Source organism: Massilia sp. TSP1-1-2, assembly GCF_049896185.1.
Taxonomy (GTDB): domain Bacteria; phylum Pseudomonadota; class Gammaproteobacteria; order Burkholderiales; family Burkholderiaceae_D; genus Telluria_A.
In genome coordinates this window covers 82,709-107,057 of record NZ_JAFCTU010000014.1, presented here as the reverse complement: position 1 = coordinate 107,057, position 24,349 = coordinate 82,709, and the positions used below count along the sequence as shown (strand labels likewise).

The 24,349-nt window shown below is 62.1% G+C and carries 27 protein-coding genes; 20 read left to right on the top strand and 7 right to left on the bottom strand.

Translation table 11 applies throughout. The features are described 5' to 3' along the window. Nucleotides 1-2 precede the first annotated feature (2 nt). Nucleotides 3-239 (bottom strand): hypothetical protein, encoded by a 237-nt coding sequence (locus ACP7BV_RS14365; RefSeq protein ID WP_426104709.1) that lies wholly within the window; start codon nucleotides 237-239, stop codon nucleotides 3-5. Nucleotides 240-550: 311 nt separating this feature from the next. On the opposite strand from ACP7BV_RS14365, the gene flhB reads away from it, so the two are divergent. Genes flhB through ACP7BV_RS14345 form a run of 4 tightly spaced genes read left to right on the top strand, consistent with a single transcriptional unit; the run spans nucleotide 551 to nucleotide 4,542 of the window. Next, nucleotides 551-1,732 carry a flagellar biosynthesis protein FlhB gene (gene flhB, locus ACP7BV_RS14360; protein WP_426104766.1) on the top strand — a complete coding sequence of 394 codons (1,182 nt, stop codon included), beginning with the start codon at nucleotides 551-553 and terminating at the stop codon, nucleotides 1,730-1,732. Beyond that, nucleotides 1,729-3,807, top strand: coding sequence for a flagellar biosynthesis protein FlhA (gene flhA, locus ACP7BV_RS14355; RefSeq protein ID WP_426104708.1), 2,079 nt, complete (start codon nucleotides 1,729-1,731; stop codon nucleotides 3,805-3,807). The genes flhB and flhA overlap by 4 nt, the downstream gene beginning before the upstream one ends. Before the next feature lie 4 nt (nucleotides 3,808-3,811). Continuing rightward, the gene (locus ACP7BV_RS14350) at nucleotides 3,812-4,252 is read left to right on the top strand and encodes a hypothetical protein (protein ID WP_426104707.1); all 441 of its coding nucleotides are present in this window, start codon (nucleotides 3,812-3,814) and stop codon (nucleotides 4,250-4,252) included. Beyond that, complete coding sequence (locus ACP7BV_RS14345) at nucleotides 4,249-4,542, top strand: type II toxin-antitoxin system RelE/ParE family toxin (protein ID WP_426104705.1); 294 nt, start codon at nucleotides 4,249-4,251, stop codon at nucleotides 4,540-4,542. The genes ACP7BV_RS14350 and ACP7BV_RS14345 overlap by 4 nt, the downstream gene beginning before the upstream one ends. A 2-nt stretch (nucleotides 4,543-4,544) precedes the next feature. Here the strand turns inward: ACP7BV_RS14345 and ACP7BV_RS14340 are convergent, their stop codons facing one another. Then, entirely contained in the window at nucleotides 4,545-4,793 is a 249-nt protein-coding gene (locus ACP7BV_RS14340) for a GIY-YIG nuclease family protein (RefSeq protein ID WP_426104704.1), read from the bottom strand. Nucleotides 4,794-4,989: 196 nt separating this feature from the next. On the opposite strand from ACP7BV_RS14340, the gene flhF reads away from it, so the two are divergent. The 6 genes from flhF to ACP7BV_RS14310 are packed head-to-tail and all read left to right on the top strand — an operon-like array spanning nucleotide 4,990 to nucleotide 9,897. Continuing rightward, on the top strand, nucleotides 4,990-6,315 hold the full coding sequence (gene flhF / locus ACP7BV_RS14335; RefSeq protein WP_426104702.1) for a flagellar biosynthesis protein FlhF: 1,326 nt from the start codon (nucleotides 4,990-4,992) through the stop codon (nucleotides 6,313-6,315). Next, a complete protein-coding gene (locus tag ACP7BV_RS14330; protein WP_426104701.1) occupies nucleotides 6,308-7,141 on the top strand; it encodes a MinD/ParA family ATP-binding protein in 834 nt (277 codons plus the stop codon). The genes flhF and ACP7BV_RS14330 overlap by 8 nt, the downstream gene beginning before the upstream one ends. A gap of 15 nt (nucleotides 7,142-7,156) precedes the next feature. Further along, complete coding sequence (locus ACP7BV_RS14325) at nucleotides 7,157-7,885, top strand: RNA polymerase sigma factor FliA (RefSeq protein ID WP_426104699.1); 729 nt, start codon at nucleotides 7,157-7,159, stop codon at nucleotides 7,883-7,885. Then, nucleotides 7,867-8,613, top strand: coding sequence for a flagellar motor protein (locus tag ACP7BV_RS14320; RefSeq protein ID WP_426104697.1), 747 nt, complete (start codon nucleotides 7,867-7,869; stop codon nucleotides 8,611-8,613). The genes ACP7BV_RS14325 and ACP7BV_RS14320 overlap by 19 nt, the downstream gene beginning before the upstream one ends. Before the next feature lie 12 nt (nucleotides 8,614-8,625). After that, complete coding sequence (motD, locus tag ACP7BV_RS14315; protein WP_426104696.1) at nucleotides 8,626-9,393, top strand: flagellar motor protein MotD; 768 nt, start codon at nucleotides 8,626-8,628, stop codon at nucleotides 9,391-9,393. 15 nt (nucleotides 9,394-9,408) lie between these two features. Next, nucleotides 9,409-9,897 (top strand): hypothetical protein, encoded by a 489-nt coding sequence (locus ACP7BV_RS14310; RefSeq protein ID WP_426104694.1) that lies wholly within the window; start codon nucleotides 9,409-9,411, stop codon nucleotides 9,895-9,897. A gap of 108 nt (nucleotides 9,898-10,005) precedes the next feature. Here ACP7BV_RS14310 and ACP7BV_RS14305 read toward each other — a convergent pair whose 3' ends face one another. The 5 genes from ACP7BV_RS14305 to flgA form a co-directional block, all read right to left on the bottom strand. After that, on the bottom strand, nucleotides 10,006-11,109 hold the full coding sequence (locus ACP7BV_RS14305; RefSeq protein ID WP_426104692.1) for a M35 family metallo-endopeptidase: 1,104 nt from the start codon (nucleotides 11,107-11,109) through the stop codon (nucleotides 10,006-10,008). Between the two features lie 404 nt (nucleotides 11,110-11,513). Then, nucleotides 11,514-12,575, bottom strand: coding sequence for a M35 family metallo-endopeptidase (locus ACP7BV_RS14300; protein ID WP_426104690.1), 1,062 nt, complete (start codon nucleotides 12,573-12,575; stop codon nucleotides 11,514-11,516). A 339-nt stretch (nucleotides 12,576-12,914) separates the two neighbouring features. Next, entirely contained in the window at nucleotides 12,915-13,388 is a 474-nt protein-coding gene (locus tag ACP7BV_RS14295; RefSeq protein WP_426104689.1) for a flagella synthesis protein FlgN, read from the bottom strand. Between the two features lie 28 nt (nucleotides 13,389-13,416). Beyond that, nucleotides 13,417-13,719, bottom strand: a complete 303-nt coding sequence (gene flgM, locus ACP7BV_RS14290; protein ID WP_426104687.1) for a flagellar biosynthesis anti-sigma factor FlgM — start codon at nucleotides 13,717-13,719, stop codon at nucleotides 13,417-13,419. A 114-nt stretch (nucleotides 13,720-13,833) separates the two neighbouring features. Then, a complete protein-coding gene (gene flgA, locus ACP7BV_RS14285) occupies nucleotides 13,834-14,523 on the bottom strand; it encodes a flagellar basal body P-ring formation chaperone FlgA (protein ID WP_426104685.1) in 690 nt (229 codons plus the stop codon). Between the two features lie 160 nt (nucleotides 14,524-14,683). On the opposite strand from flgA, the gene flgB reads away from it, so the two are divergent. From flgB to flgK, 10 genes are all read left to right on the top strand, one after another. Next, nucleotides 14,684-15,109, top strand: a complete 426-nt coding sequence (gene flgB, locus ACP7BV_RS14280) for a flagellar basal body rod protein FlgB (protein WP_426104683.1) — start codon at nucleotides 14,684-14,686, stop codon at nucleotides 15,107-15,109. 2 nt (nucleotides 15,110-15,111) lie between these two features. Continuing rightward, complete coding sequence (gene flgC / locus ACP7BV_RS14275) at nucleotides 15,112-15,513, top strand: flagellar basal body rod protein FlgC (protein ID WP_426104765.1); 402 nt, start codon at nucleotides 15,112-15,114, stop codon at nucleotides 15,511-15,513. Nucleotides 15,514-15,530: 17 nt separating this feature from the next. Beyond that, a complete protein-coding gene (locus tag ACP7BV_RS14270) occupies nucleotides 15,531-16,244 on the top strand; it encodes a flagellar hook assembly protein FlgD (RefSeq protein WP_426104682.1) in 714 nt (237 codons plus the stop codon). A gap of 37 nt (nucleotides 16,245-16,281) precedes the next feature. Beyond that, nucleotides 16,282-17,799, top strand: a complete 1,518-nt coding sequence (locus ACP7BV_RS14265; protein ID WP_426104680.1) for a flagellar hook protein FlgE — start codon at nucleotides 16,282-16,284, stop codon at nucleotides 17,797-17,799. Nucleotides 17,800-17,981: 182 nt separating this feature from the next. Further along, a complete protein-coding gene (gene flgF / locus ACP7BV_RS14260) occupies nucleotides 17,982-18,728 on the top strand; it encodes a flagellar basal-body rod protein FlgF (RefSeq protein WP_426104679.1) in 747 nt (248 codons plus the stop codon). Nucleotides 18,729-18,804: 76 nt separating this feature from the next. Further along, on the top strand, nucleotides 18,805-19,587 hold the full coding sequence (gene flgG, locus ACP7BV_RS14255) for a flagellar basal-body rod protein FlgG (RefSeq protein ID WP_426104677.1): 783 nt from the start codon (nucleotides 18,805-18,807) through the stop codon (nucleotides 19,585-19,587). Between the two features lie 13 nt (nucleotides 19,588-19,600). Then, nucleotides 19,601-20,245 carry a flagellar basal body L-ring protein FlgH gene (locus ACP7BV_RS14250; RefSeq protein WP_426104675.1) on the top strand — a complete coding sequence of 215 codons (645 nt, stop codon included), beginning with the start codon at nucleotides 19,601-19,603 and terminating at the stop codon, nucleotides 20,243-20,245. An 11-nt stretch (nucleotides 20,246-20,256) separates the two neighbouring features. Then, a complete protein-coding gene (locus tag ACP7BV_RS14245; RefSeq protein WP_426104673.1) occupies nucleotides 20,257-21,369 on the top strand; it encodes a flagellar basal body P-ring protein FlgI in 1,113 nt (370 codons plus the stop codon). 9 nt (nucleotides 21,370-21,378) lie between these two features. Then, the gene (gene flgJ, locus ACP7BV_RS14240) at nucleotides 21,379-22,299 is read left to right on the top strand and encodes a flagellar assembly peptidoglycan hydrolase FlgJ (RefSeq protein ID WP_426104672.1); all 921 of its coding nucleotides are present in this window, start codon (nucleotides 21,379-21,381) and stop codon (nucleotides 22,297-22,299) included. 85 nt (nucleotides 22,300-22,384) lie between these two features. After that, nucleotides 22,385-24,346 (top strand): flagellar hook-associated protein FlgK, encoded by a 1,962-nt coding sequence (gene flgK, locus ACP7BV_RS14235; RefSeq protein WP_426104671.1) that lies wholly within the window; start codon nucleotides 22,385-22,387, stop codon nucleotides 24,344-24,346. Nucleotides 24,347-24,349: the final 3 nt, after the last annotated feature.

The following is a 24,349-nucleotide window of genomic DNA, read 5'->3' as shown; positions in this document are numbered from 1 at the left end:
GATTAGTGGTGCGTGGTCGTAGCGTGCGACGCTGGCGTCTCGCTGTCATCCGAAGCAACAGCAGCAACAGCTGCCAGGGCTACACCGATCGAAATCATTGCAGCGACCGACAGGCCTGGGGAAGCAGCAGCAGGAGCAGCCATAGGCGCTTCTGCTGGTGCGGTTTCAGGAGTCGCCTGGGCAAAAGCCTGGCCCGACACGAAAGCCATCATGGCGATTACGGAGATAATTTTCTTCATTATGAAACCCTTTTCGTTAAAAATTGTACATCTTCAAATATAACACCATCAGTCTTTTATTATAGCAATGTATGAATTGCTTACATAATAAAATTCAAAGATGGTCATATCTTTAGCGGTAACGGGATGATAGCAACCTTTTCATTTTGGCGTCGCTGTTCGCGCCGAAACGTGTTGTTTGTGGACCAAAACGCAAGCCGGACAGGGTTTTTTGCCCGTGTTGCATGAACAAGGACGCCTTCCCACCCCTGTTCCGGAGATTGCCCGCAAGAAAATTGACCAATAATGTCTTCTGTTAACCGGAGTCGATGATGGCAGAAGACAGCGACGCAGAAAAGACCGAACCCGCGTCAGCCAAACGCCTGGAAGACGCGCGCAAGGAAGGCGATGTGCCGCGCTCGCGCGAGCTGTCGACCTTTGTCGTCCTGATGACGGCCGGGGCCGGCCTGTGGCTCACCGGCGCCGGCCTGGTCCGGCAGCTCAATGCCAGCATGGTGTCCGGCCTTTCCCTCAACCGCGAGCAAGTATTCGACACCAACGTGCTCATCATGCGGGTAGTCAGCGACGTTGGCCAGGTCATGCTGGCCTGCCTGCCGCTGGCGCTGGCCATCATGTTTGTCGCTGTCGCGTCGCCGCTGTTGATCGGCGGCTTGTTGTTCACCCCCAGCGGCTTCATGCCCAAGTTTTCCAAGCTCAACCCCGCCACGGGCCTGGTCAATATGTTCTCCACCAATGCGCTGGTGGAACTGGGCAAGGCAATTGCCAAGACGCTGGTCATCGGTTTCGTCGCCTATTTGGTGATCAAGAGCCAGAAGGATGAAGTCATGACGCTCGCGCTCGAGCCGCTGGGCAGCGGCGTGGCGCATACCATCAGCCTGGTCGGCAAGGCGTTTCTCTACATTGTGGGTGGCCTGGGCATCGTGGCGGCGATCGACGCGCCTTACCAGATGTGGCACTACGCGAACAAATTGAAGATGACGCGCCAGGAAATGATCCAGGAGTCGAAAGAGTCCGACGGCAATCCCCAGATCAAGGCCAAGATCCGCCAGCTGCAGCGCCAGATGGCCCAGCGCCGCATGATGGCCGACGTCCCCACGGCCGACGTGATCGTCACCAACCCGACCCATTACGCCGTCGCGCTCAAGTACACCGATGGCGCCGGCGGGGCGCCGCGCGTGGTGGCCAAAGGCGCCGACGAGGTGGCCGCCAAGATTCGCGAACTGGCCAGGGAAAACAATGTCCCGCTGCTGGAAGCGCCGCCGCTGGCGCGCGCGCTGCACAAACATACCGAGATCGGCGACGAAATTCCCGAAGCGCTGTATGCGGCCGTGGCCGAAGTGCTGGCCTACGTGTTCCAGCTGCGTGCCTACAAACAGGGCGGCGCGGCCCATCCCGAGCGGCCCACGCGCCTGGCGGTGCCCGACGAGCTTGACCCGCTAAACCCGGCTGCGCAAAAAAATCCACCTGATACGAATAACGGAGCTGCACCATGAAGATGCCAACTTGGATGGCCGGAATGAAGGGCGGCGGCAACGCCCTGGCCGCGCCGATCATCATCATCTTGCTGCTGTCGATGATGATCCTGCCGCTGCCGGCGTTCGTGCTCGACGTGTTCTTCAGCTTTAATATTGCGCTGGCGGTGATCGTCTTGCTGACCAGCCTGTATACGGTCAAGCCGCTCGACTTCATGGCCTTTCCCACCATTTTGCTGGTCTCGACCATGCTGCGCCTGTCGCTCAATGTGGCCTCGACCCGTATCGTGCTGACCGAAGGCCACACCGGCGGCGCGGCGGCGGGCAAGGTGATCGAAGCGTTCGGCCACTTCCTGATCGGCGGCAATTACACGGTAGGTATCATCGTCTTCATCATCCTGACCATCATTAACTTTACCGTCGTCACCAAGGGCGCCGGCCGGATCGCCGAAGTGGGCGCCCGTTTCGCGCTCGACGCCATGCCCGGCAAGCAGATGGCGATCGACGCCGACCTGAACGCCGGCCTGATCGCCGAAGACGAAGCGCGCCGGCGGCGCCTGGAAGTGGGCCAGGAAGCGGAATTCTACGGCGCCATGGACGGCGCCTCCAAGTACGTGCGCGGCGACGCCGTGGCCGGCATCATGATCACCGTGATTAACATCATCGGCGGCCTGCTGGTGGGCGTGCTGCAGCACGACCTGGCGTTTGGCCAGGCGCTGGAAACCTATACGCTGCTGGCCATCGGCGACGGCCTGGTGGCGCAGATTCCTTCGCTGATCATTTCCACCGCCGCCGGTATCGTAGTCTCGCGCGTGGCCTCCGACCAGGACATCGGCACCCAGCTGGTGGGCCAGCTGTTCGCCAAGCCGGACGTGCTGTACATCACCGGCGCCATCATTGGGGGCATGGGCCTGATCCCGGGCATGCCGAATTTTGTCTTCATCCTGCTGGCAAGTTCGCTCATTGGCGCCGGCTACCTGGTCAGCAAGAAGCGCAAGGTGCCCAAGGAGATTGAGGAAGCCGCGCCAACGCCGACGGCCACGCCGGAGAGCGAAGAAGCGAGCTGGCAAGACATCATGCCAGTCGATACGCTGGGGCTGGAAGTGGGCTACCGCCTCATTCCCCTGGTCGACAAGTCGCAAGGCGGCGAGCTGCTCAAGCGCATCAAGGGCATCCGCAAGAAGTTCGCGCAGGAAGTCGGTTTTCTGGCGCCGCCCGTGCACATCCGCGACAACCTCGAGCTCAAGCCTTCTTCCTACCGGATCACCCTCAAGGGCGTGGAAGTGGGCGCCGGCGAAGCGCTCAGCGGCCAGTACCTGGCGATCAATCCGGGCATGGCGAGCGGCACCTTGCCGGGCCTGGTCACCACCGATCCCGCCTTCGGCCTGCCTGCCGTGTGGATCGATGCGAGTCTGAAGGATGAAGCGCAAAACATGGGCTACACCGTGGTCGATGCGGGCACTGTGGTGGCCACCCACCTGAACCATTTGATCACGTCGCATGCATCCGAATTGCTGGGCCGCGCCGAAGTGCAGTCGCTGCTGGACCATATCGCCAAGGAAACGCCGAAGCTGGTGGAAGACCTGGTGCCGAAGATGCTGTCATTGTCGAGCCTGCAGAAGGTGTTGCAGAACCTGCTGGTTGAAGGCGTGCACATCCGCGACATGCGCAGCGTGATCGAGGCGCTGGCAGAGTACGCGCCGCAGACCCAGGATCCGGCCGAGCTGACGGCCGTGGTGCGGGTGGCGCTGGGCCGCGCGATCGTGCAGCAGCTGTTCCCGGGCACCAATGAATTGTCGGTGATGACGCTCGATAACCGGCTCGAGCGGCTTCTGATGCAAGCGTTGGGGGCAGGGGGCGAGGGCGCCGGCATTGAGCCTGGTCTGGCCGACACGATTGCGCAGCAGGCCGGCCATGCGGCGAACCAGCAGGAGCAGATGGGCTTGACGCCAGTGCTGCTGGTGCCGGGGCCGCTGCGCGCGATGCTGTCGCGCTTCCTGCGCCGCGCGCTGCCGCAGTTGAAGGTGTTGTCCCACAATGAGATTCCCGAGACCAAGACGATCCGCGTAACCAGCCTGGTGGGTGCGGGAATGTAGATTGATGGCTAACGTCACGCGACAAAGAGAGGTGTATTTGCATATCGGCCAGCCCGGCGGCTGGTCGGTCATATTGAAGCTTGGTACGCAAGAAAAGCCCCTTTGCGTACAGCGGACGGACAAGCCGCGCATGTGGCGCAGCCTGGACCGGTGTGTGGAGTACTTGAAACGGGAACTGCGGATTGCTCGCTTTGAACTGTTGGATGCGACCAATCATAGCGACGTCGCTGTTGCCGGCGTCACATCGCGCGCCGATGCCGCCACGCGTTTGCGCAATGCGCACGAAGCAGCCGGTCATGACAAGTGGTTCCGTGAAGAGGTCGGGCAAGCCATTGCAGAGGCGGACGATCCGAGCGCGGAATGGGTGACAAATAATGAGGCGAATACGAGTTGGGCGACGAAGCGGGCCGCATTGGTCAAGAGGTTTACAGCGAACGCAGTGTGAAACTGGTATGGCTGGATCGGGCAATTCATGATCGCGTCGCGCAACTCGACTACATTGCCCATGACAGTATCAAGTCGGCCGTTGAGCAGCGCGATTGCAGCGCAAAACAGGTGGGCCTGCTGGCCGACCATCCGGAGATGGGCCGCACCGGTCGCATGCGCGGAACTCGGGAACTGGTCATCAGCGGCACCCCTTTTATTGCCGTATATCGCGTGACGCCAAAGGCCGGGCGCATCGAGCTCTTACGCCTGCTGCATGGAGCGCAACGGTGGCCCCGATCGAAGCGATAAGCCTATCGTGCAAAGTCGTGATACAGATCACGCCACTCCGGATTATTGTTCGTCACCAGCTTCGCCTTCCACGCCCGATTCCACTTCTTGAGCTGTTTTTCCCGCGCAACGGCGGTCTGCAAATCGGCATGCGGTTCAAACCACACCAGCTTCCTGCGCGGCTGCGCCACCCGCTTTTCCAAGTCGCCAGTGACGCCAATAAACAAGTGCGGCGCGCTGTCCAATATGTACACGTAGTTGAGCTTTTCCATGCGCCCATCATGCTGTTTTCTCCAAAATCCTGTCGCACAGGATTGCCATTTTTCCATTAGGAAATGACTAACGTTGAAGTGACCCTGTTTCCCCGTCCTTCTCCGCTGATGGTTTCCGTTCGGCATCGTCAATAATCCATCCTGTGAATCGGTCAATGCCTCATGTGAGCACGCCGGCCGGACCCAGGAGTCGACAATGAACGTCAAAAAATTTACCGCAGCAACGTCCCGCGAAGCGCTGCGCAAGGTGCGCGACGCGCTTGGGCCTGATGCCGTGATCCTGTCGAACCGCCCGGTCGACGGCGTGGTCGAAATTTTGGCGCTGGCCAGCGACGATGTCGCCTCGATGGCCTCGCCCGCGCATGAAACGGAAATGGCCCAGCCGCGCCCCAGCCTGTCGCTGCCGCCCGAGTCCTACGCCAACCGCTACGCGCCGGCAGCCGCGGTTCCGCTACCTGCAGTCCCTGGCCACTTCGACATGTCGCTGATGGCCAGCCAAATGTCGTCGATGATGCAGCAGGCGCTGGCGCAGGCCAAAGACACGGCGGCGGCCGAAATGAGCGGCATGATGAGCGAAATTCGCGCCATGCGCGGCCTGATGGAAACCCAGTTGGCCGAAATTTCATGGAGCACGACCGCGCAGCGCGAACCGCAAAAAACCAGCGTGCTGCGCGAAATGCTGGCGGCCGGTTTTTCGGCCAGCCTGTCGCGCTACCTGATCGAAAAACTCCCGTCGGGAAAAGATGAAGCGCAGAGCCTGGCGTGGATCAAGACTGTCCTGTCGCGCAACCTGACCACCATTTCCAACGAAAATGAAATCCTGGAAAAGGGCGGCGTCTTCGCCCTGGTCGGCCCCACCGGCGTGGGCAAGACCACCAGCACCGCCAAACTGGCGGCGCGCTGCGTGATGCGCCACGGCCCTGAAAAACTGGCCTTGATCACCACCGACGCGTATCGTATCGGCGGCCACGAACAGTTGCGCATCTACGGCAAGATCCTCGGCGTGATGGTGCACTCGGTCAAGGATGAATCGGACCTGCGCATCGCCCTGAAAGAATTGCGCAACAAGCACACCGTGCTGATCGACACGGTCGGCGTGTCGCAGCGCGACCACAACGTGGCCGAGCAGGTGGCGATGCTGTCGGGCACCGGCGCGGACGTCAAGCGCCTGCTGTGCCTGAACTCGACGTCCACCAACGAAACGCTCAACGAAGTGGTGCGCGCCTACCAGGGCAGCGGTCTGGCGGGGGCAATCATGACCAAGCTCGACGAAGCGGCCTCGCTCGGCAACGTGCTCGACGTCGTGATCCGCCAGAAGCTGAACCTGTTCTACATCTCCAACGGCCAGCGCGTGCCCGAAGACTTGCACCTGGCCGACCGCGCCATGCTGATCGACCGCGCCTTCCGTCTCAAAAAGGGCGACGCCGCCACCCAGTACGCGGACGCCGAATTGCCGCTCCTGATGGCCGGCGCGACCAACGCCAACAATGACCGCAGCCTGCGCGAGGTGTTCCTTGGCTAATTTCGATTTCGACCAGGCCGAAGGCCTGCGCAGGATGCTGGCCGGGCCAAAGCCGCGCATCGTCACGTTTTTATCGGCCACCGCCCAGGACGACAAGGGCGCCATGCTGGTCAACCTGGGCGCGTCGCTGGCGCGCGCCGGCAACGACGTCGTCATCGTCGACGCCTGCGACCAGGAATACGGCGTGGCCCAGCGCCTGGGCGTGGACCGCGGTTCGAGCCTGCTGAACGTGGCGCGCCAGGAATGCGGCCTGAACCAGGTCATCAACCAGGTGCCGCAAGGCTTTGGCGTGGTCAGCATGGCGCGCACCCGGCGCGCATGCAGCGGCGCGGACGATGCGCGCCGCCTGGCCAAGACGTTCGATGTGCTGGTCAAGCAAAGCGGCATCGTCATCGTCGACGGCGAGTTCGACAGCCGCGACAGCTTTCCCGTCCCCATCATGGGCAACTGCGAAATCGTGGTCCAGGTATCCACCAGCGCCGAGTCGATCACGGCCGCCTACCGCCTCATCAAGCGCCTTTCGCAACAGTTGGGCTGCCGTCCCTACGGTATTTTGGTGACCGGGGCTTCCGAACAGGAGGCGAAGGTGGTATACGATAATATGTCCTCTGCGGCAAGTCGTTACCTTGCGGTACAACTTGTGTCGATGGGCTCGGTGCCGGCCGATGAATACCTGCAGCGCGCAGCGCGCCTCGGGCGCGCGGTGGTCGATGCGTTCCCGCTGGCGGGCGCCTCCGTCGCGTTTCGCCGGCTGGCAGGGCGGTTTGCCATGGCGGGCATGGCGCCGCTAGGCCGAGCAGGGGGAAGCACCCATTTTGGCTCATAAAACTTTACGGTAAACATGTACACGGTCAAAGGCAAAACCGACAAGAACAACTTACTGACGGAGCACATGCCGTTGGTGAAGCGGCTTGCCCACCACATGAAGGCCAAGTTGCCCGCCAGCGTGGAAGTCGACGATCTGATCCAGGCTGGCATGATCGGCCTGCTGGACGCCATTTCCCGCTACGAGGAAACCCACGGCGCCCAATTTGAAACCTATGCCGTGCTGCGCATCCGCGGCGCCATGCTCGACGAATTGCGTTCGTCCGACTGGCTGCCCCGCTCCATGCGCCAAAACATGCGCAAAATTGAAGCGGCCATGAGCGCGCTGCAGCAAAAGCTGGGCCACGCGCCGTCCGAATCGGAAGTGGCCAAGTCGCTCAAGCTCTCGCTGGGCGATTACCAGGACATGCTCTCGGACGGCGGCGGCCACCAACTGGTGTATTACGAAGACTTCCACGACAGCGAAGGCAACGACAGTTTTCTGGACCGCTATGCGGTGGACGCCGCCGACCCGCTGCGCTCGCTCATGGATGGCGACTTTCGCCAGGCCGTCATCGACGCCATTGACGCCTTGCCCCCGCGCGAGAAAATTCTGATGGGGCTTTACTACGAAGAAGAATTAAATCTCAAAGAAATTGGAGCCGTCATGGGGGTGTCCGAATCACGCGTATCGCAATTGCATACGCAAGCGGTGGCGCGCCTGCGCGCGACACTACGGGAGCAGGCGTGGACTGGGCCAGCGTAGCGGGGATTGTCCTCGCGCTGGCCGCGCTGCTGCTCGGTCACGGCATGGAAGGGGGCAAGTTCGCCTCGCTGGTGCAGCCGGCCGCCTTCATCATCGTGGTCGTGGGCACCTTTGGCGCGGTGCTGCTGCAGACCGAACGGCATACCTTTTTGCGCGGCGTGCACATGCTGCGCTGGGTGTTTCGCCCGCCCGAGTCGCAGCGCACGCGATTGGCGCGCGACATCGCGCAATGGAGCTTGCACGCGCGGCGCGACGGCTTGCTTTCGCTCGAGCCGTTCATGCTCAAGTCGCAGGACAAATTCATCCAGAAAGGCTTGCGCCTGGTGGTTGACGGGATCGCGCCCGACAAGGTGCGCGGCCTGCTGGAAACGGAAGTAACGGCCTACGAATTTTCGGAGCGCCAGGCGGCCAAGATCTGGGAGTCGGCCGCCGGCTACTCGCCCACCATCGGCATCATCGGCGCCGTGCTGGGCTTGATCCACGTGATGGAAAACCTGGCCGAGCCGGCCAGGCTGGGCAGCGGCATCGCCGTCGCCTTTGTCTCCACCGTGTATGGCGTGGGCCTAGCCAACCTGTTTTACTACCCGGTCGCCAACAAGCTCAAAAACATCATCGCCGAGACGGTCACGCAGTATGAAATCCTGACCGACGTCTTTCACGACATCGCCGGCGGCGACCATTCGCGCGTGATCGAAGAGCGCGTCGCCAGCCTGCTGTCGCGCGCTTAGGGAGCACGGACCATGGCGCGCAAACGGTTTGCCGAAGAGCCGGACAACCACGAGCGCTGGCTCATTTCCTACGCCGACCTGATCACGCTGATGTTCGCGTTTTTCGTCGTCATGTACGCCATCTCCGTGGTCAACGAAGGCAAGTACAAGGCCTTTGCGCTGTCGCTCGACAAAGCCTTTACCGGCAAGGAGCGCGAAGCGGTCAGCGTGCCCGGCCAGGTGCAGCCGATGGCCACGCTGGCCCCGCCCGTCAATACGCCCGCCATGAGAAAGCGCAACGAAGCCTTGCGGCGCGAAGCCGAAACGCTCAAGAAGCTGGCCAAGGACTTGTCGGCCGCCCTGGCGCCGCTGGTCAAGGAAGGCAAGGTGCGCGTGACCCAGACCGCGCTGGGCGTGACGGTGGAGATCAACGCGAGCGTGCTGTTCGACCCGGGCGAGGCGCGTCTGGCCCCCGAGTCGGCCCAGGCGCTGCGCGCCCTTGGCGTGGTGCTGCGCAACGACACCCACGCGCTGCAGGTCGAAGGGCACACCGACGACACCAAAATCGCCACTGCGCTCTACCCGTCGAACTGGGAACTGTCCGCCGTACGGGCCAGCAGCGTGGTACGCTTGTTCATCGACAGCGGCGTGGCGCCGGCGCGTTTGACGGCCGTTGGACGCGCATCGAACATGCCGGTCTCGGCCAACGATTCGCCGCAAGGCAAGGCGCGCAACCGGCGCGTCACCGTCACCATCTTGTCGGCGGTGCCCGATTCGCCGAAAGAGGTGCGCACCTATTAACCTGGGGAGAACAAGTTGATTCAATCGATGATGGCGGTGCTGCTGGCGCTGCCGCTGGTGGCCTACGCAGGAGGCGGCATGAATGGTGGCATGAATAGTATAAAACAGCAGTTGCAGGTTGACGCCAACGGGGGCAAGGTCGTGGTCAAGCTCACGCTGGACAACGCCAGCGGCAAGCCGGTCTACGTGCCCAAGGCCGTGTATGCAGACAAGCAGATTTTCCGGCGCGAGTTCGCCATTACCGATGCGGCCACCGGCGCCGAGGTCGATTACACCGGCCCCATGGTCAAGCGCGGCCCGTTCACCAAAGATGACTTCATCGCCGTCAAGCCGGGCCACAAGATCAGTCACGCCATCGACATCACGCGCAGCTATGATTTCAAGCCCAGGCATACCTACAAGCTCAGTTATACGGGCGGCTACCTTGGCGATGCATCCAAGGTGGAGGCCGTGTCGGCGGCCGTGGTTCCCGCGGTGACCTTCACTTTCGGACCCGCGCGCTAAGCGCCCCAGCGCGCACGCGCGACGTTGCGACGACGCGCCCACATAAAAAAACGGCGCCGTTCGCACGGCGCCGCCAAAATTCCCAAGCCGGGAAAGAAGTGTGCTTCCTTAGTTCAGGAATGGCGAATTTTCGCCAAAATATTCGTGCGAGTCCGCATTGTCCAGCGCGCCGGCCGGGTTGCTGATGGCAAGGCTGGCTGCCGCCGACTGGCCATAAGCGCGGTCGTCCGTGGCGGCGACGGCGTTAAAGTGCGACAGCTCGTGCACCAGGGTGCCGCCTTTGGAATCAGTGCCGCTCGTTGGCGCCGACCAGAACGCGTTGCAGACATAGATCTTGTATGGCTGGGTCGGGTACACGTAAGCGAAGTACGACTCTTTGCAGCTGCAATCGACGACGATCGGCTTGTTGTCGAGCGCATCCTTGATGGCGGTGAAGTGCGAACGGGCCGTCGCGTAGCGGGTCGAGCTGTAGGTCCCGAACCATTTCTTGTAGCGGGTGCCGTTGGTGCCGGCGTTCAGGTAGCTGACGCCGCCGTTGGCCATGGTCTTGGCCGCGCTGATGGCCGACGTGATCGAGCTCGATTGCGACGCGGTGCAGCCGGTGGTGGCCAGGCTCATCGCGCCCGGGGTGCCCGCGCCTTGCTTGGCCAGCTCGAACGGCGTGCCAACCACGGTGCCGCGCGGCAGGCGGCCATCGATGAACATCGATACCGGCGCCGATGCCAGGTCGTCGACGTTGGCGCCAACCGGTGCGGCGGAGATGCTTGGCAAGCCTTTGCTCGGCATGAACAGGTTGACCGATGCAACGTGGTATTTGATGGCGTAGTCGCCCGTCACGCTCATGTCGTAGACCGACGAGAGTTCAACCCGGCTGGTGTGCGACTGGCCCGGCTTGAGCAGGTAGTAATCCTTGGCCGTTGGCGCGCCGCGCTTGTAGTGGCGGCCCAGGTAGGGCACGTCCACGCCATCGCGCGTGACTTCGAAGATATGGTCTTCGATCCCGGAGAACGGGGTATGCCACTTGAGCACGTACTGCGGGCTGGCCGAGGTGTTGGTGATGGTGACGCGCATGACAACGTCGTCATCTTTTTTGAGCGAATTTTTTTCCGGTGCAATGCTGACGGTCACGCCGTTAGATGCAGCCTGTGCGGAGAAACATGCTGCGAGTGTAGCAATCGATACGCCAGCTTTTACCAATGTATTCAAGTTCATTTCTGCTCCGTGAAGTATATGTGGTTGTCGTTGTCCGCTGAGCCGTCATGCATATAAAACCGAGCTCAACAATTCATCGTCACATAAACCCGGATGCCGAGTAAACGTTGAATCATCGGTAATTGTGTCAAATAGGCGAATGTTTAATGTTTTTAACTTTTGTTGGTTCTCCAAAGAAATTTTAACGGGCCCGCTATGAAAACAAGTTGTTACTGTCACATCTGGCTTGAGCACTGTGACAATGGATTGTTAAATTTTGAACGCTTACAAGGGCAAATAAACAAATGTTTGTCGTGGACCGTTCCAGCGGTGTAACATTATTTCCACAGTTAGTTCAGCGCTGCCGGCGAGACGAAAAAAACCGGCGCCCACAAGGACGCCGGCTTGTCGTGAAGCACGGCTGATCAGTTCTGCGCCGGCGTGTTCTCGCCAAAATACTCGTGCGAGTCCGCATTGTCGGTCGCTTTGGCAGGATCGCTGATCGCCAGGCTGGCCGCGCCCGACTGGCCGTAGACCCAGTCGTCGGTGCCGGCGGTGGCCGTGAAATGGCTCATTTCATGGACCAGCGTGCCGCCTTTGGAATCGGTGCCGCTCATCGGCGCCGTCCAGAACGCCTTGCACACGTAGATCTTGTAAGGCTGGTTTGGGTAGACATACGCGTAGTAGGTCTTCTTGCAGCCACAGTCGACCGTGATCGGCTTGCTGTCGAACGCGCCCTTGATGGCGGTGTAATTGGCCTTCACGTGTGCGATGCGGCCGGCATCGCTGGCGCCGAACCACTTGCTGTAGCGAGCACCGAGCGCGCCGCCCATGTAGCTGGTGGCATTGTTGGCATAGCCGCTGGCCACGCCGATGGCCTGGGTGATCTCGCCCTGCTGGGCGGCGGTGCACTTGCTGAACGACAGTGCGGCGAGTGAATAGCCGGTGTCTGCCGGCGCCTTGCCAGCGATCGATTGGGCGCCGCGCGGCTGGGCGCCGTCAATCCATACCGATGCCACCGGCGAGGTGATCTCGCCAACCGTTTTCTCGTGGGTGCCGAACAGGTTCACTGACGCTGCCTTGTAAGCAATCGTGTACTGGCCCGTGATGCTCATGTCGTACATGTCCGACAGTTCAACGCGTACCGTGTGCGAGGCGCCCGGCTTTAACAGATAGTAATCGGACGCCGTTGGCGTGCCGCGCTTGTAGTGGGCGCCCAGGTAGGGAACTTTGGCGCCGTCGCGGGTCACTTCAAACAGCGACTCTTCAATCTCGGCAAACGCGGTATGCCACTTCAAGACCATTTGCGGCTGAGCCGAGGTGTTGGTGATGGTCAGGCGGACGGTGACGTTGTCGTTCTTGCCCAACGAACTTTTCTCGGCCGCCACGGTGGCGGTCACGCCGTGCTTGGACGCTGCGTGTGCGCCGATGCATGCCACGCCTGCGACGATTGCAACACTTGCCTTGCCTACGTTATTCCAATTCATTGTTTTCCTCCGAAGATGAGTCGTGTTGTTTGCCGCATCGCGCATTGACCAGCTTGTGGCCGGCGCTGGCGTGCAGCTTTTTATAGAAGTTGCCGTGACAAAATATTACTTGTCTATACCGGAAACCCGTGACTGATACTCACGGATTCACGCGCAGAAGTAAAGTTGATTTATGAAATGTGTCAATTTAGTCACGCAAGGTGGAGGAACGTCTCCATCGCCCTTGCGAAAGTCATGCAGCAGCGTTACATCGTTGTGGTGCGCGAGCACGATGTTGTTGGGGGCTAGAAACAAAAAAACCGACGCGCGGCCGGTTTTCCTGGAAGTAGCAAGTCAGTTCTATCCCACCACCAACGGCCGCTTCCCGCTGACCGGCGTCGCATGCCCGCTGGGGCCATAAAACCCCGTATCGACCGCATGCGACGGCGTGCGCATGGCTTGTATCAAATTCTGGTTGTGGGTCATCTGCTTGTTGATCAGCATGCCGTTGATGCGGTTCAGTTCTTTCGCCGCGCGCATTTTTTCCAGCACATGCTGCCAATTGGCCTGGATCGCGGGATTGTTCAGCCGCTTCACCCACGCCTGCATGCCCGCTTCGGAGCCGTCGCAGCCGTCTTGCTGCAAGCTCGCGTGACGCTGGGCGGCGAGGGTGCCGAGCTGTTCAACCAGCTCGGTCTTGCGCGACGTGAGCGTGCCGAGGCCGTCGGTATCGGCGGCCACCAGGCATTGCTGTTCCTGTTTCATCAGGTCGATCAAGCAATTGATCAGTTTTAGTTCGTCTTGCAGCGTGGTGTGTGCACTGGCCGTGGACATGATGAAAAGCTCGCCTTCGTCGCTTCAATTAGCGTTTGCGGGAATGCAACAGGTCGCGCACTGTTTCCAGCAAGCCGTCTGCGACTTTCTCTGAATTGATACTGAACTGCCCATCGGCGATGGCCAGCTTGATGCGCTCGACCTTTTTGGTGTCGAACACGCCCGTGCTGCTCGCTGCCGCCGACATGGCTTGCCCCTGCGACGACAAGCGTACGCTGTCGGTGCTGGCCGGCCCTGCGGTGCTGGCTTTTTCGGCGTTTTTGGCGCTGTGTGCTGGCGTATTTGCTGCCGCCAATGCAGGGCCACCCTTGATTGTATCGTTGATTTTCACGGCATCATCCTTCTCTGCGCGGAGTGGAAACTCCATGGTCTGCATCTATTACGGCGCCATCCCCGTAAACTTTAGCGCGACCGGCAGCATTGTTGCGTCTACTTCCTGAAATATTCAGAAAACAACTTCCACCAATCCACCGGCCTTGGCCACGCCGCTGATAATCGCCCCGGCCGGCGTGCGCACTTGCACCACCTGGCCTTCGCTGGCGTTGCCAATCGCGCGCGCTTCGGCCGTCACCCGGAACCCGGCGCCGCCCGACACCACGCGCACTGCCTGGCCTTGCTGCACCACCGGTTTGCTGCGCAGCAGGTCGGCGCGGAGTGGCGCCCCTGACTGCACCGACATGCTGCTGGTGCGCCCGACGACCTGCGCGATATCGGTCAGCACGCCGTTGGGCAGCGCCGCCAGGTCGCCCTTGACCATCACCAGCTGCGACGCGTCAATGGTCTGGCCCTGCACCAGTGGCGTGGCGGCGGCCACGTACTCGGCCTGCACGCTTACCTGCGATTGAATATACACCGTCCAGGCAGTAGGCGCCAGACAGCGCACGCCGACCGTGGTTTTGCCCCACGCGCGCGCGCCCGGCTGCTGGAACGGCTGCGGGTCGGGGCAGGCGGCCAGGTTCATGCGCTGGTCGAGCGCGCCCACCGTGACGGTGACCTTGCCCGGCAGGCCGGCGCTCTGGGTGACCAGATATTGCTGCGCCATCTGGCGCAGCGACTCCAGGTCCTGGCGTGCCGGCGCCTGGGCCAGAGCAAACGGTGCGGCAAGGAACAGTACGATCGTCAACAGGGTTTTCATGGTGGGCGCCTTTATCTAGTGAAGCGATGATAGGCCTCGCGCGAGGGGGGCGAAGTGATGAACAGCCGCCGTTTACCCATCTTGATCGCCCGATTAGCAAGCCCCAAGCCCACGTACTATCGATCCTGTCATATAACGAGGCGAACGCGAGGCGAACGACATGATTGGCAAACTCAACGAATACATGGGTTTTAACGAGGCGGCCCTGGGGCTGCGGGCGCAGCGCCAGCAAGTGCTCGCGTCCAACATCGCCAATGCGGACACGCCCAACTACAAGGCACGCGACATCGATTTCGCCAGCGCCTTGCAGGCGGTCGTGGCGCGCAACAGCGGCACCCCGCCGGCCGGCGTACTGGCGCAGACGGCGCCGGCCCACATGCCGATCAGCGGCAGTGGCGACTACCTGCCCAACGGCACGCCGGTGCAGTACCGCATGCCGGCCCAGGGCGCCGCCGACAATAACACGGTCGACATGGATGTCGAGCGCAATCAGTTCGCCGACAACGCCCTGCGCTACGAAGCGGGCGTCACGTTTCTTAATATGCAGATCCGCGGCATGCTGACCGCGATCCAGGGAGGTTCTTGATCATGTCGCTCTTTAATATCTTTAATGTTTCCGGTTCGGCCATGAGCGCACAGGCGCAAAGGTTAAACACCGTTGCCAGCAATCTTGCAAATGCCGATTCCGCCAGCAGCGCCACGGGCCAGGCTTACCGGGCTAAACAGGTGGTTTTCGAGGCCGTGCAGACCGAAGGCGGCGGCACCGGCGTCAAGGTTCAGCAGGTGATCGACGATCCGTCGCCTTTGAAACAGGTATACGATCCAAAACATCCGTTGGCTGACGACAAGGGTTATGTGGCGATGCCAAACGTGAACGTGGTCGATGAGATGGTCAATATGCTGTCGGCTTCCCGGTCGTACCAGACCAACGTGGAAACCATGAATGCAGCCAAGGCGCTGCTGATGAAAACGCTGACGCTTGGTCAGTAAACGACGAAGAAAATGCCATGACTACCATTCAAACTCTGCCCGGCTATGTCTCCCAAGACTTGATGAACACCGTCAATGCCAAGAAGGGAAGCACGGCCGGCGCCAGCGTGGACGCCGACAAGGACAAGTTCATGACGCTCCTGATCACCCAGATGAAAAACCAGGATCCGATGAACCCGCTCGACAATGCGCAAGTGACCAGCCAGCTGGCCCAGCTCTCGACCGTCACCGGCATCAACCAGTTAAATACCACGCTCGAGTCGCTCAAGTCGAGCTACCAGTCGTCGGAATCGCTGCAGGCGGCCACGATGATCGGCCACGGCGTGCTGGTGGCCGGCGACAAGGTGGCGCTGGCCGGCGGCAAGGGCATCATGGGCGTGGAGGTCGGCAGCGCCGCCGACAAGGTGCAAGTCATCATTACCGACCCGCGCACCGGCAAGGACGTGCAGGTGATCGACATGGGAGCGCAGCAGCCGGGCATCACGCCGATCGCGTGGGACGGCGTGCCCGATCCATCGCAAATGGGCGCGGACGGCAAGCCGGTCACTCTGCGCGACGGCAATTTTTTGATTCGCGTCGTCGCCACCCGCGGCGAAGAAGTGCTCAAGGACGCCAAGACGCTCTCGTTCGACAGCGTGGCCAGCGTCACCACCAATCCCAAGGATGGCGTCAAGCTCAACTTGCCGACGCTGGGCGTGGTCTCGATGGCCGACATCCGCCAGATTTTGTAGCGCCAGGCCGCATTCACTAACATTTCAGGAGAATCACATGTCTTTCCAACAGGGACTTAGCGGCTTGAACGGCGCTGCAAAACAGCTCGACGTCATCGGCAACAACATCGCCAACGCCAGCACGGTCGGCTTCAAGGGTTCGCAAGTCCAGTTCGCCGACGTGTACGCCAATTCGCTCAACGGCGGCGGCGGCAACCAGGCCGGGATCGGCGTGAAGGTTTCGCAGATCGCCCAGCAGTTCACCCAGGGTAACGTCGAAGCGTCGAACAATCCGCTCGACATTGCCATCAATGGCGCGGGCTTTTTCCGCACCACCGTGGCCGGCGCCACACAGTATTCGCGCAACGGCCAGTTTTCGCTGGACAAGGAAGGCTTCATGGTCACCGCCCAGGGCGCCAAGCTGACCGGTTTTGCCGCCGGCCCGACCGGCGCCATCCTGGCCGGTTCGCCGTCGCCCATCCAGATCAATACCGCCGACCTGAAACCGGTGGCCACCTCGCGCGTGGACACCGAGATCAACCTCGATTCGGGCAGCGTGGTTCCCGTGACCGCGCCGTTCAACGCCAACGACCCGACCAGCTACAACAAGCAGACCCCGATCGACGTCTTCGACAGCCTGGGCAATCCGCACGTGATGTCGACTTACTATGTGAAAACCGACGGCGGCGAGTGGGACGTCTACAGCGCAGTCGATGGCGTGGAAATTACCAACCAGGAAGTAGCGGCTGCTGCCCAGGACGATCCGGCGTCCATGACCGCGCGCGACAACTACCAGGCCGCGGCCGCCACGCCGCCGGGCGACACCTCGGCCCAGGCCGTGTCCTACGCCCAGGCCGCCGCGACTGCCGTCAAGAACGCCGCTGCGGCGGCCGGCGCGACCCCGACCACGCTCGCTGCAATCCAGGCCGCGGCCAATAGCGCCGGCACCACCGTCGGCATTAATCCGGACGGCATCGACGCCCTGATTGCGGCGGCGGTGACGGTGCCCGCCGTGCGTTCGGGCTACCTGCGCTTTGACACCAGCGGCGCGCTGAGCGCCTCGGCGATGGCGCCGCAAACGCTGCCGCTGAAGATTGATTTGCCGATCTTTCCATCCACCGGTTCGGCCAACACGCTCACGCTGAAACTCAATTTTGCCAACTCGACCCAGTACGGCGCGGCCACCAGCGAAAAGAAGACCACCCAGGACGGCTACACGGCCGGCCAGTTGCAGCGCTTTGCGGCCGGTCCCGACGGCATCATCCTGGGCCAGTACAGCAATGGCCAGTCGCACGCGCTGGGCCAGATCGTGCTTGCCAACTTCGCCAATCCGAACGGCTTGACGCCGCTGGGCAACAACGCCTGGGCGGAAACGTCGGCCTCGGGCAATCCGCTGGTGGGCACGCCCAACTCGGGCAGCCTGGGCGTGCTGCAGTCGTCGGCGGTGGAAAACTCGAACGTCGATCTGACCGCTGAGCTGGTTAACATGATCACGGCGCAGCGGGTGTATCAGGCCAACGCGCAGACCATCAAGACGCAGGATTCTGTGCTGCAGACGCTGGTCAATCTGCGTTAACACTGAGCATGGCGGAATGCGCCAAGGCTTTTCCGCCCTACGTTCCTTTGCGGCGCGCCGGGCGGGTGGAAAATTCGCCCCACGTGCCCTTGCGGCGCGCCGGGCGGGTGGAAAAATCGATTCGCATTGGACCGTAGGGCGGAAAAGCGTAGCGCATTCCGCCAAGCGTGTCGGGGAACCCCATGGACAAACTGATCTACACCGCCGCCAGCGGCGCCAGGCACATCCTGGACCAGCAGGCCACCGCCGCCAACAACCTGGCCAACGTGACCACCACCGGCTTTCGCGCCCAGCTTGACGTGTTTCGCGCCGTGCCCGTGGTCGGCCCGGCCGGCGCCTTGCCCACGCGCGCCTTTGTGATCAACACCGAAGCGGGCACGGACTTTAGCGCCGGCCCCTTGCAAATGACGGGGCGCGATCTCGACGTCGCCCTCAAGGGCAAAGGCTGGATCGCCGTGCAAATGCCCGACGGCAGCGAAGCCTACACCCGCCACGGCGCCTTGCAAATGAACGCCAACGGCCTGCTGCAAACGGCCCAGGGCCAGACGGTGCAGGGCGACGGCGGCCCGATCACGGTGCCGCCTGAAGTGACGGTCGCCATCGGCGGCGACGGCACCATCTCGACCATCGCGACCACCACCAAGCCGGGCGCGCCCACCGTGCTGGGACGCCTGAAACTGGTGAATCCGCCCGAAAAAGACCTGGTGCGCGGCGACGACGGCCTGTTCCGCCTGAAGGACGGGGCCGCCGCCCCGGCCGACCCGTCGGTGGTCGTGGCCGGCGGCGCCCTCGAGGGCAGCAACGCCAGCCCGATCGATTCGATGGTGCAAATGATTTCACTGGCGCGCAGCTTCGAGCTTCAGATGAGCCTGATGAAGAACGCCGAGAACAACGCCGGTAAAGCTACCCAGATCCTCGCTTTGAATTAAGTAGCACCCGCGCATAATGGTCTTCAATGATCGGTGGCCGGCAAACTTCGCCTTGCCACCGTAACTGGAGAAAACCATGATCCGTTCCCTGTACACGGCCAAGACCGGCCTCGAAGCGCAGCAGACCCAGCTTGACGTCATCACCAACAACCTGGCCAACGTCAGCACCAACGGCTTCAAGCGTTCGCGCGCGGTGTTCGAAGACTTGCTGTACCAGAATATCCGCCAGCCCGGCGCCCAGTCCTCCCAGCAAACGAACTTGCCGTCCGGCGCCCAGATCGGTTCCGGCGTGCGCACCGTCGCCATCGAACGCATTCACACGCAAGGCAATCCCCAGGCGACGGGCAACTCGAAAGACGTAATGGTCAACGGCGCCGGTTTCTTCTCGGTGCTGCTGCCCGACGGCACCGCCGCCTACACCCGCGACGGCTCGTTCCAGAGCGACGCCAACGGCCAGCTGGTCACCTCGTCCGGTTTTGTGGTGCAGCCTGCCATTACCGTGCCCGCCAATGCGCAGTCGATCACGATCGGGCGCGACGGCACCGTCTCCGTCACCGTCTCCGGCACCGCCGCGCCGTCGCAGATCGGCACCTTGCAGCTGACCACGTTCGTCAATCCGGCGGGCCTCGAATCGAAGGGCGAAAACCTGTACGTGGAAACGGGCGCCTCGGGCAGCCCGGGCACCAATACGCCGGGTACCAATGGCGCGGGCGTCTTGATGCAAGGCTACGTGGAAACGTCGAACGTCAACGTGGTCGAGGAAATGGTCAACATGATCACCACCCAGCGCGCCTACGAAATTAACAGCAAGGCTATCACGGTGTCGGACCAGATGCTGCAAAAGCTGGCCCAGCTTTAACCGGAAGAGATTCATGAAAACCCTGCTGATTCTGTCCCTGCTGGCGCTGGCCGGCTGCTCCGCCACTCCTGGCACCATTGTCGACCGTCCCACCAGCGCGCGCCCGATGTACACCGAACCCGTGGTAGCTAGCAATGGCGCCATCTACCAGAGCTCGCAGTACCGCCCGCTGTTCGAAGACCGCCGCGCGCGCCATATCGGCGACATGCTGACCATTAACATCATCGAAAAGACCGCCGCCGTGAAAGCCGGCGCCAGCTCGGGCAACAAGTCCGGTTCGGCCAGTTTTGTGGTGCCGGTGCCGGCCCGCGGCGTGTTCGGCGCGTCGGTGGCGACCGAAGCTGCCACCAAGTTTTCAGATGCCGACAACCAGAGCGCCAGCAACACCTTTACCGGCACCATGGGCGTGACGGTCACCGAAGTGCTTTCCAACGGTAACCTGATCGTCTCGGGCGAAAAGCAGATCGCCATGAACAAGGGCGTGGAATTCATCCGCTTTTCAGGGATGATCAGTCCGGACAATATTGGCGTGGGCAATACCGTCTCGTCGACCCAGGTAGCCGACGCGCGCGTCGAGTACCGCACCAACAGCCAGATCGACCGCGCTGAACTGACGGCCATGGTGTCGCGTTTCTTCCAGTCGCTCGTACCGTTCTGATCGGACTCCCCATGCGCCGTACTTTTCACTGGCTGACCCTGGCCGCCATCTGCCTTGCCACGCTCGCGCCGCAACTGGTGCGCGCTGAACGCCTCAAGGACTTGACCACCATCGCCGGCGTGCGCCAGAACCAGTTGTCCGGCTACGGCATCGTGGTCGGCCTGGACGGCAGTGGCGACCAGACCACGCAAACGCCGTTTACCGTGCAGTCGATCGTCTCGATGCTGCAAGCGAAGGGCGTCAACCTGCCGCCGGGCACCACGCTGCAGCTCAAGAACGTGGCCGCCGTCATGGTCACCGCCTCGCTGCCCGCGTTCGCCCAGCCGGGCCAGACCATCGACATCACGGTCTCGTCGATCGGCAACGCCAAGAGCTTGCGCGGCGGAACGCTGATCATGACGCCACTGCAAGGGGCCGACAACCAGGTCTACGCCATGGCGCAAGGCAATGTGCTGGTGGGCGGCGTGGGGGCGGCTGCGGCCGGCTCGCAAGTGCAAGTCAACCACCTGAGCGTGGGCAAGATTTCGGGCGGCGCCACGGTCGAGCGCGCCGTCGCCTCCAGCCTGGGTGAAAACAACCAAATTCGCCTGGAAATGAATACCACCGATTTTTCCACCGTCAGCCGCGTGGTCGAAGCGATCAACAACCATTTCGGTCCCGGCATTGCCACCGCGCTCGACGGGCGCGTGATCCGCGTGCTATCGCCCTCGTCGTCCGACCAGCGCGTGGCCTTCCTGGGCATTTTGGAGTCGCTGGAAGTCAATCCCGCGCGCCAGGCTGCCAAGGTGATCATGAACGCGCGCACCGGTTCGGTGGTGATGAACCAGTCCGTCACGCTGGAAACGTGCGCCATTTCGCACGGCAACCTGTCGATCACGATCGGCGCCGACAACCAGGTCAGCCAGCCCGGCCCGCTGGGAGCCGGGCAGACGGCGCCTACCCAAAACGCGTCGGTTGAAATTAAAAAAGATCCGGGCAAGGTGCTGCTGGTCAAGGGCGGCGCCTCGCTCGCCGAAGTGGTCAAGGCGATGAATGCGATCGGCGCTTCGCCGCAAGACTTGCTGTCGATCCTGCAAGCCTTGAAGGCTGCCGGCTCGCTGCGCGCCGACCTCGAAATCATTTAAGGAACCACCATGAGCGTCCCATCCATTGACTTGAGCAGCAAGTTTGCCCTCGATACCAAGGGCATGGGCGACTTGAAGCAGTCGGCCAAGGCCGGTTCCCCGGAAGCGCTGAAAGGCGCGGCCACCCAGTTTGAAGCCATGTTCATCAACATGATGATGAAAAGCATGCGCGAAGCCACCCCGCAGGACGAATTGACCGGCAGCGAACAGACCAAGATGTTTACCGGCATGCTGGACCAGCAGATGAGCCAAAACATGGCTAAGCGCGGCGTGGGCCTGGCCGACATGCTGATCCGCCAGTTGTCGTCGCAGGCTGCCGGCACGCAGGCGCTCGCCATCGGCGGCGAGCCGACCGGGCGCTCGCCGACGCCGACGCTTGAAGCGATGATGAGCGCACCGGCCGCGCTGGCCGTCCCGGCCGCGGCCAGCGCGCCGACCGGCGTCACCCACGCTGCCAGCGGGCGCATCCAGGCGCCGCACGTGCGCGCGTTCCAGGAAAAGCTGGCCGTCCATGCGCAAGAGGCCGAACGCAGCACCGGCATCCCGGCCAAGTTCATGCTCAGCCAGGCAGCGCTGGAAACCGGCTGGGGCAAGCGCGAAATCCGACACCAGGACGGCAGCAGCGCCAACAACCTGTTCGGCATCAAGGCTGGTCCTGGCTGGAAAGGCAAGGTTGCCACCGCCGTCACCACCGAATATGTCAACGGCGTGCCGCAGACCCGGGTCGAGAAATTTCGCGCCTACGATTCGTACGCCGACAGTTTCAAGGATTATGCTAAATTGATTACCAACAACCCGCGTTACGAAAAGGTGCTGGCCAACGCCAAGGATGCGGCCGGCTTCGCGCAGGGGCTGCAGCAAGCCGGTTACGCGACCGATCCCCAGTACGCCGCCAAGCTGAGCCGCATCATCAAGCACAACCTGGCATGATGGTTGAGTAACGTTTCCGCAGTGAAAGTCAAGTTTCCGGGGATTCTGCCGTAGACAGTGATATACAAAAGAAAGAAACCCTATCATGGCCGGAAATATACTCAACATTGGCAAAAGCGGACTGTTCGCGGCGCAAGCGGGACTGTCGACCACGGGCCACAATATCTCCAACGCCAATGTAGTGGGATATAGCCGCCAGGTCGTCATGCAGGGCGCCGGACCGGGCCAGAACATTGGTTCGGGCTTCATCGGTAGCGGCACCCAGGTCACCGACATCAAGCGTTACTCCGACGAATTCCTCAATGCCCAGGTGCGCACCGCGACCACCTCCAAGGCGTCGCTCGACGCGTACTACACCCAGATTGCCCAGATCGACAACGTGATGGCCGACCCGGCTTCCGGCCTGTCGCCGTCGCTGCAGGGTTTTTTCAAGGGCGTGCAGGATGTCGCCTCCAATCCCGCCTCGACCGCGTCGCGCCAGGCGCTGCTGTCGGGCGCCGATTCGCTGGCGGCGCGCTTTCAGGGCTTGAATGGCCGCCTGAGCGAGCTTCGCGAAGGGGTCAATACGCAAATCACGTCGAACGTGACGATGATTAACGCCTATGCCGACCAGATTGCCGCGCTCAACGAACAGATCGGCGGCGCCTCCGCCGGCGGGGGCAGGCCGAACGACCTGATGGACCAGCGCGACCAGCTGGTGCTGGACTTGAACAAGCAGATCAAGGCGACCGTCGTGGCCGGCTCGAACAACAGCATCACGGTATCGATTGGCAACGGCCAGCCGCTGGTGGTGGGGAAAAAATCGTACGACCTGGCCGCCATGGCGTCGCCCACCGATCCGACCCGGGTCGAGGTCGGCTACGTGGCCGGCGGCAAGGTGGTTCCGCTGGGCGACAGCGCGCTTAAAGGCGGCGAGCTGGGCGGGTTGATGGACTTTCGCAACACCGCGCTCGACCGCGCGCAAAATTCGCTCGGCCGCATCGCGATCAGCATTGCCGCCACCTTTAATGACCAGCACCACCTGGGCGTGGACGCCGAAGGCAAGCCGGGCGCCGACTTTTTCACCGAGGCCAAGCCGTCGGTGACGGCCAGCCGCGACAATTCCCTGAACAGCACCGCCGCTGTCAAGGCCGTCATCAGCGACCCGTCCAAGCTCACGCAGAGCGACTACAAGGTCGCCTATGACGGCGCCAAGTATGTCGTCACGCGCCTGTCCGACAGCCAGCAGACCGTGATCAGCCCGTATCCGCAGACCGGCGCCCAGAGCATCGACGGCATCGAGTTTTCGATCAATGGCGCCTCCGGCAGCGGCGACAATTTCCTGGTGCGCCCGACCATCAACGGCGCCGCCGGTTTTGGCGTGGCCTTGGCTGACCGCTCAAAAATTGCCGCAGGCGCGCCGATCAACACCGCCATGCCGACCACCAACACTGGCAGCGGGCGCATCAGCGAAGGCAGCGTCGACGCCGCCTACCTAACGCCGGGCAACGCGCTGACGGCGCCGGTCACGCTCAAGTACAGTTCCGCCAGCGGCACCCTGAGTGGCTTTCCTCCCGGCCAGGCAGTGACAAAAACCATGGGCGGCGTGACTACCGTCTACCCGGCCGGCACGGCGGCCGTTCCCTATCAGGACGGCGCCAGCTACAACTTTGGGGGCGTTAACATCGGCATGAGCGGCACGCCGGGCGACGCCGATACCTTTACCGTTTCCAAGAACCTGGGCGGCGCGGGCGACAACCGCAACATGCGCGCGCTGGGCAACCTGCAAACCAAAAACACCATGGAGGGCGGCAAGACCAGCTTCCAGGGGGCGTATGCGGAAATGACCAGCTTCATCGGCAACAAGACGCGCGAAGTGGAAGTGAACGCCAAGGCCAGCGACTCGCTGCTGCGCCAGGCGCACAATGCGCAGCAAAGCGTGTCCGGCGTGAACCTGGACGAAGAAGCGGCCAATCTGCTCAAGTACCAGCAAGCCTACCAGGCCGCCGGCAAGGTCATGGCGATGGCCAGCACGCTGTTCGACACCTTGCTCTCGCTCGGTCGCTAAACT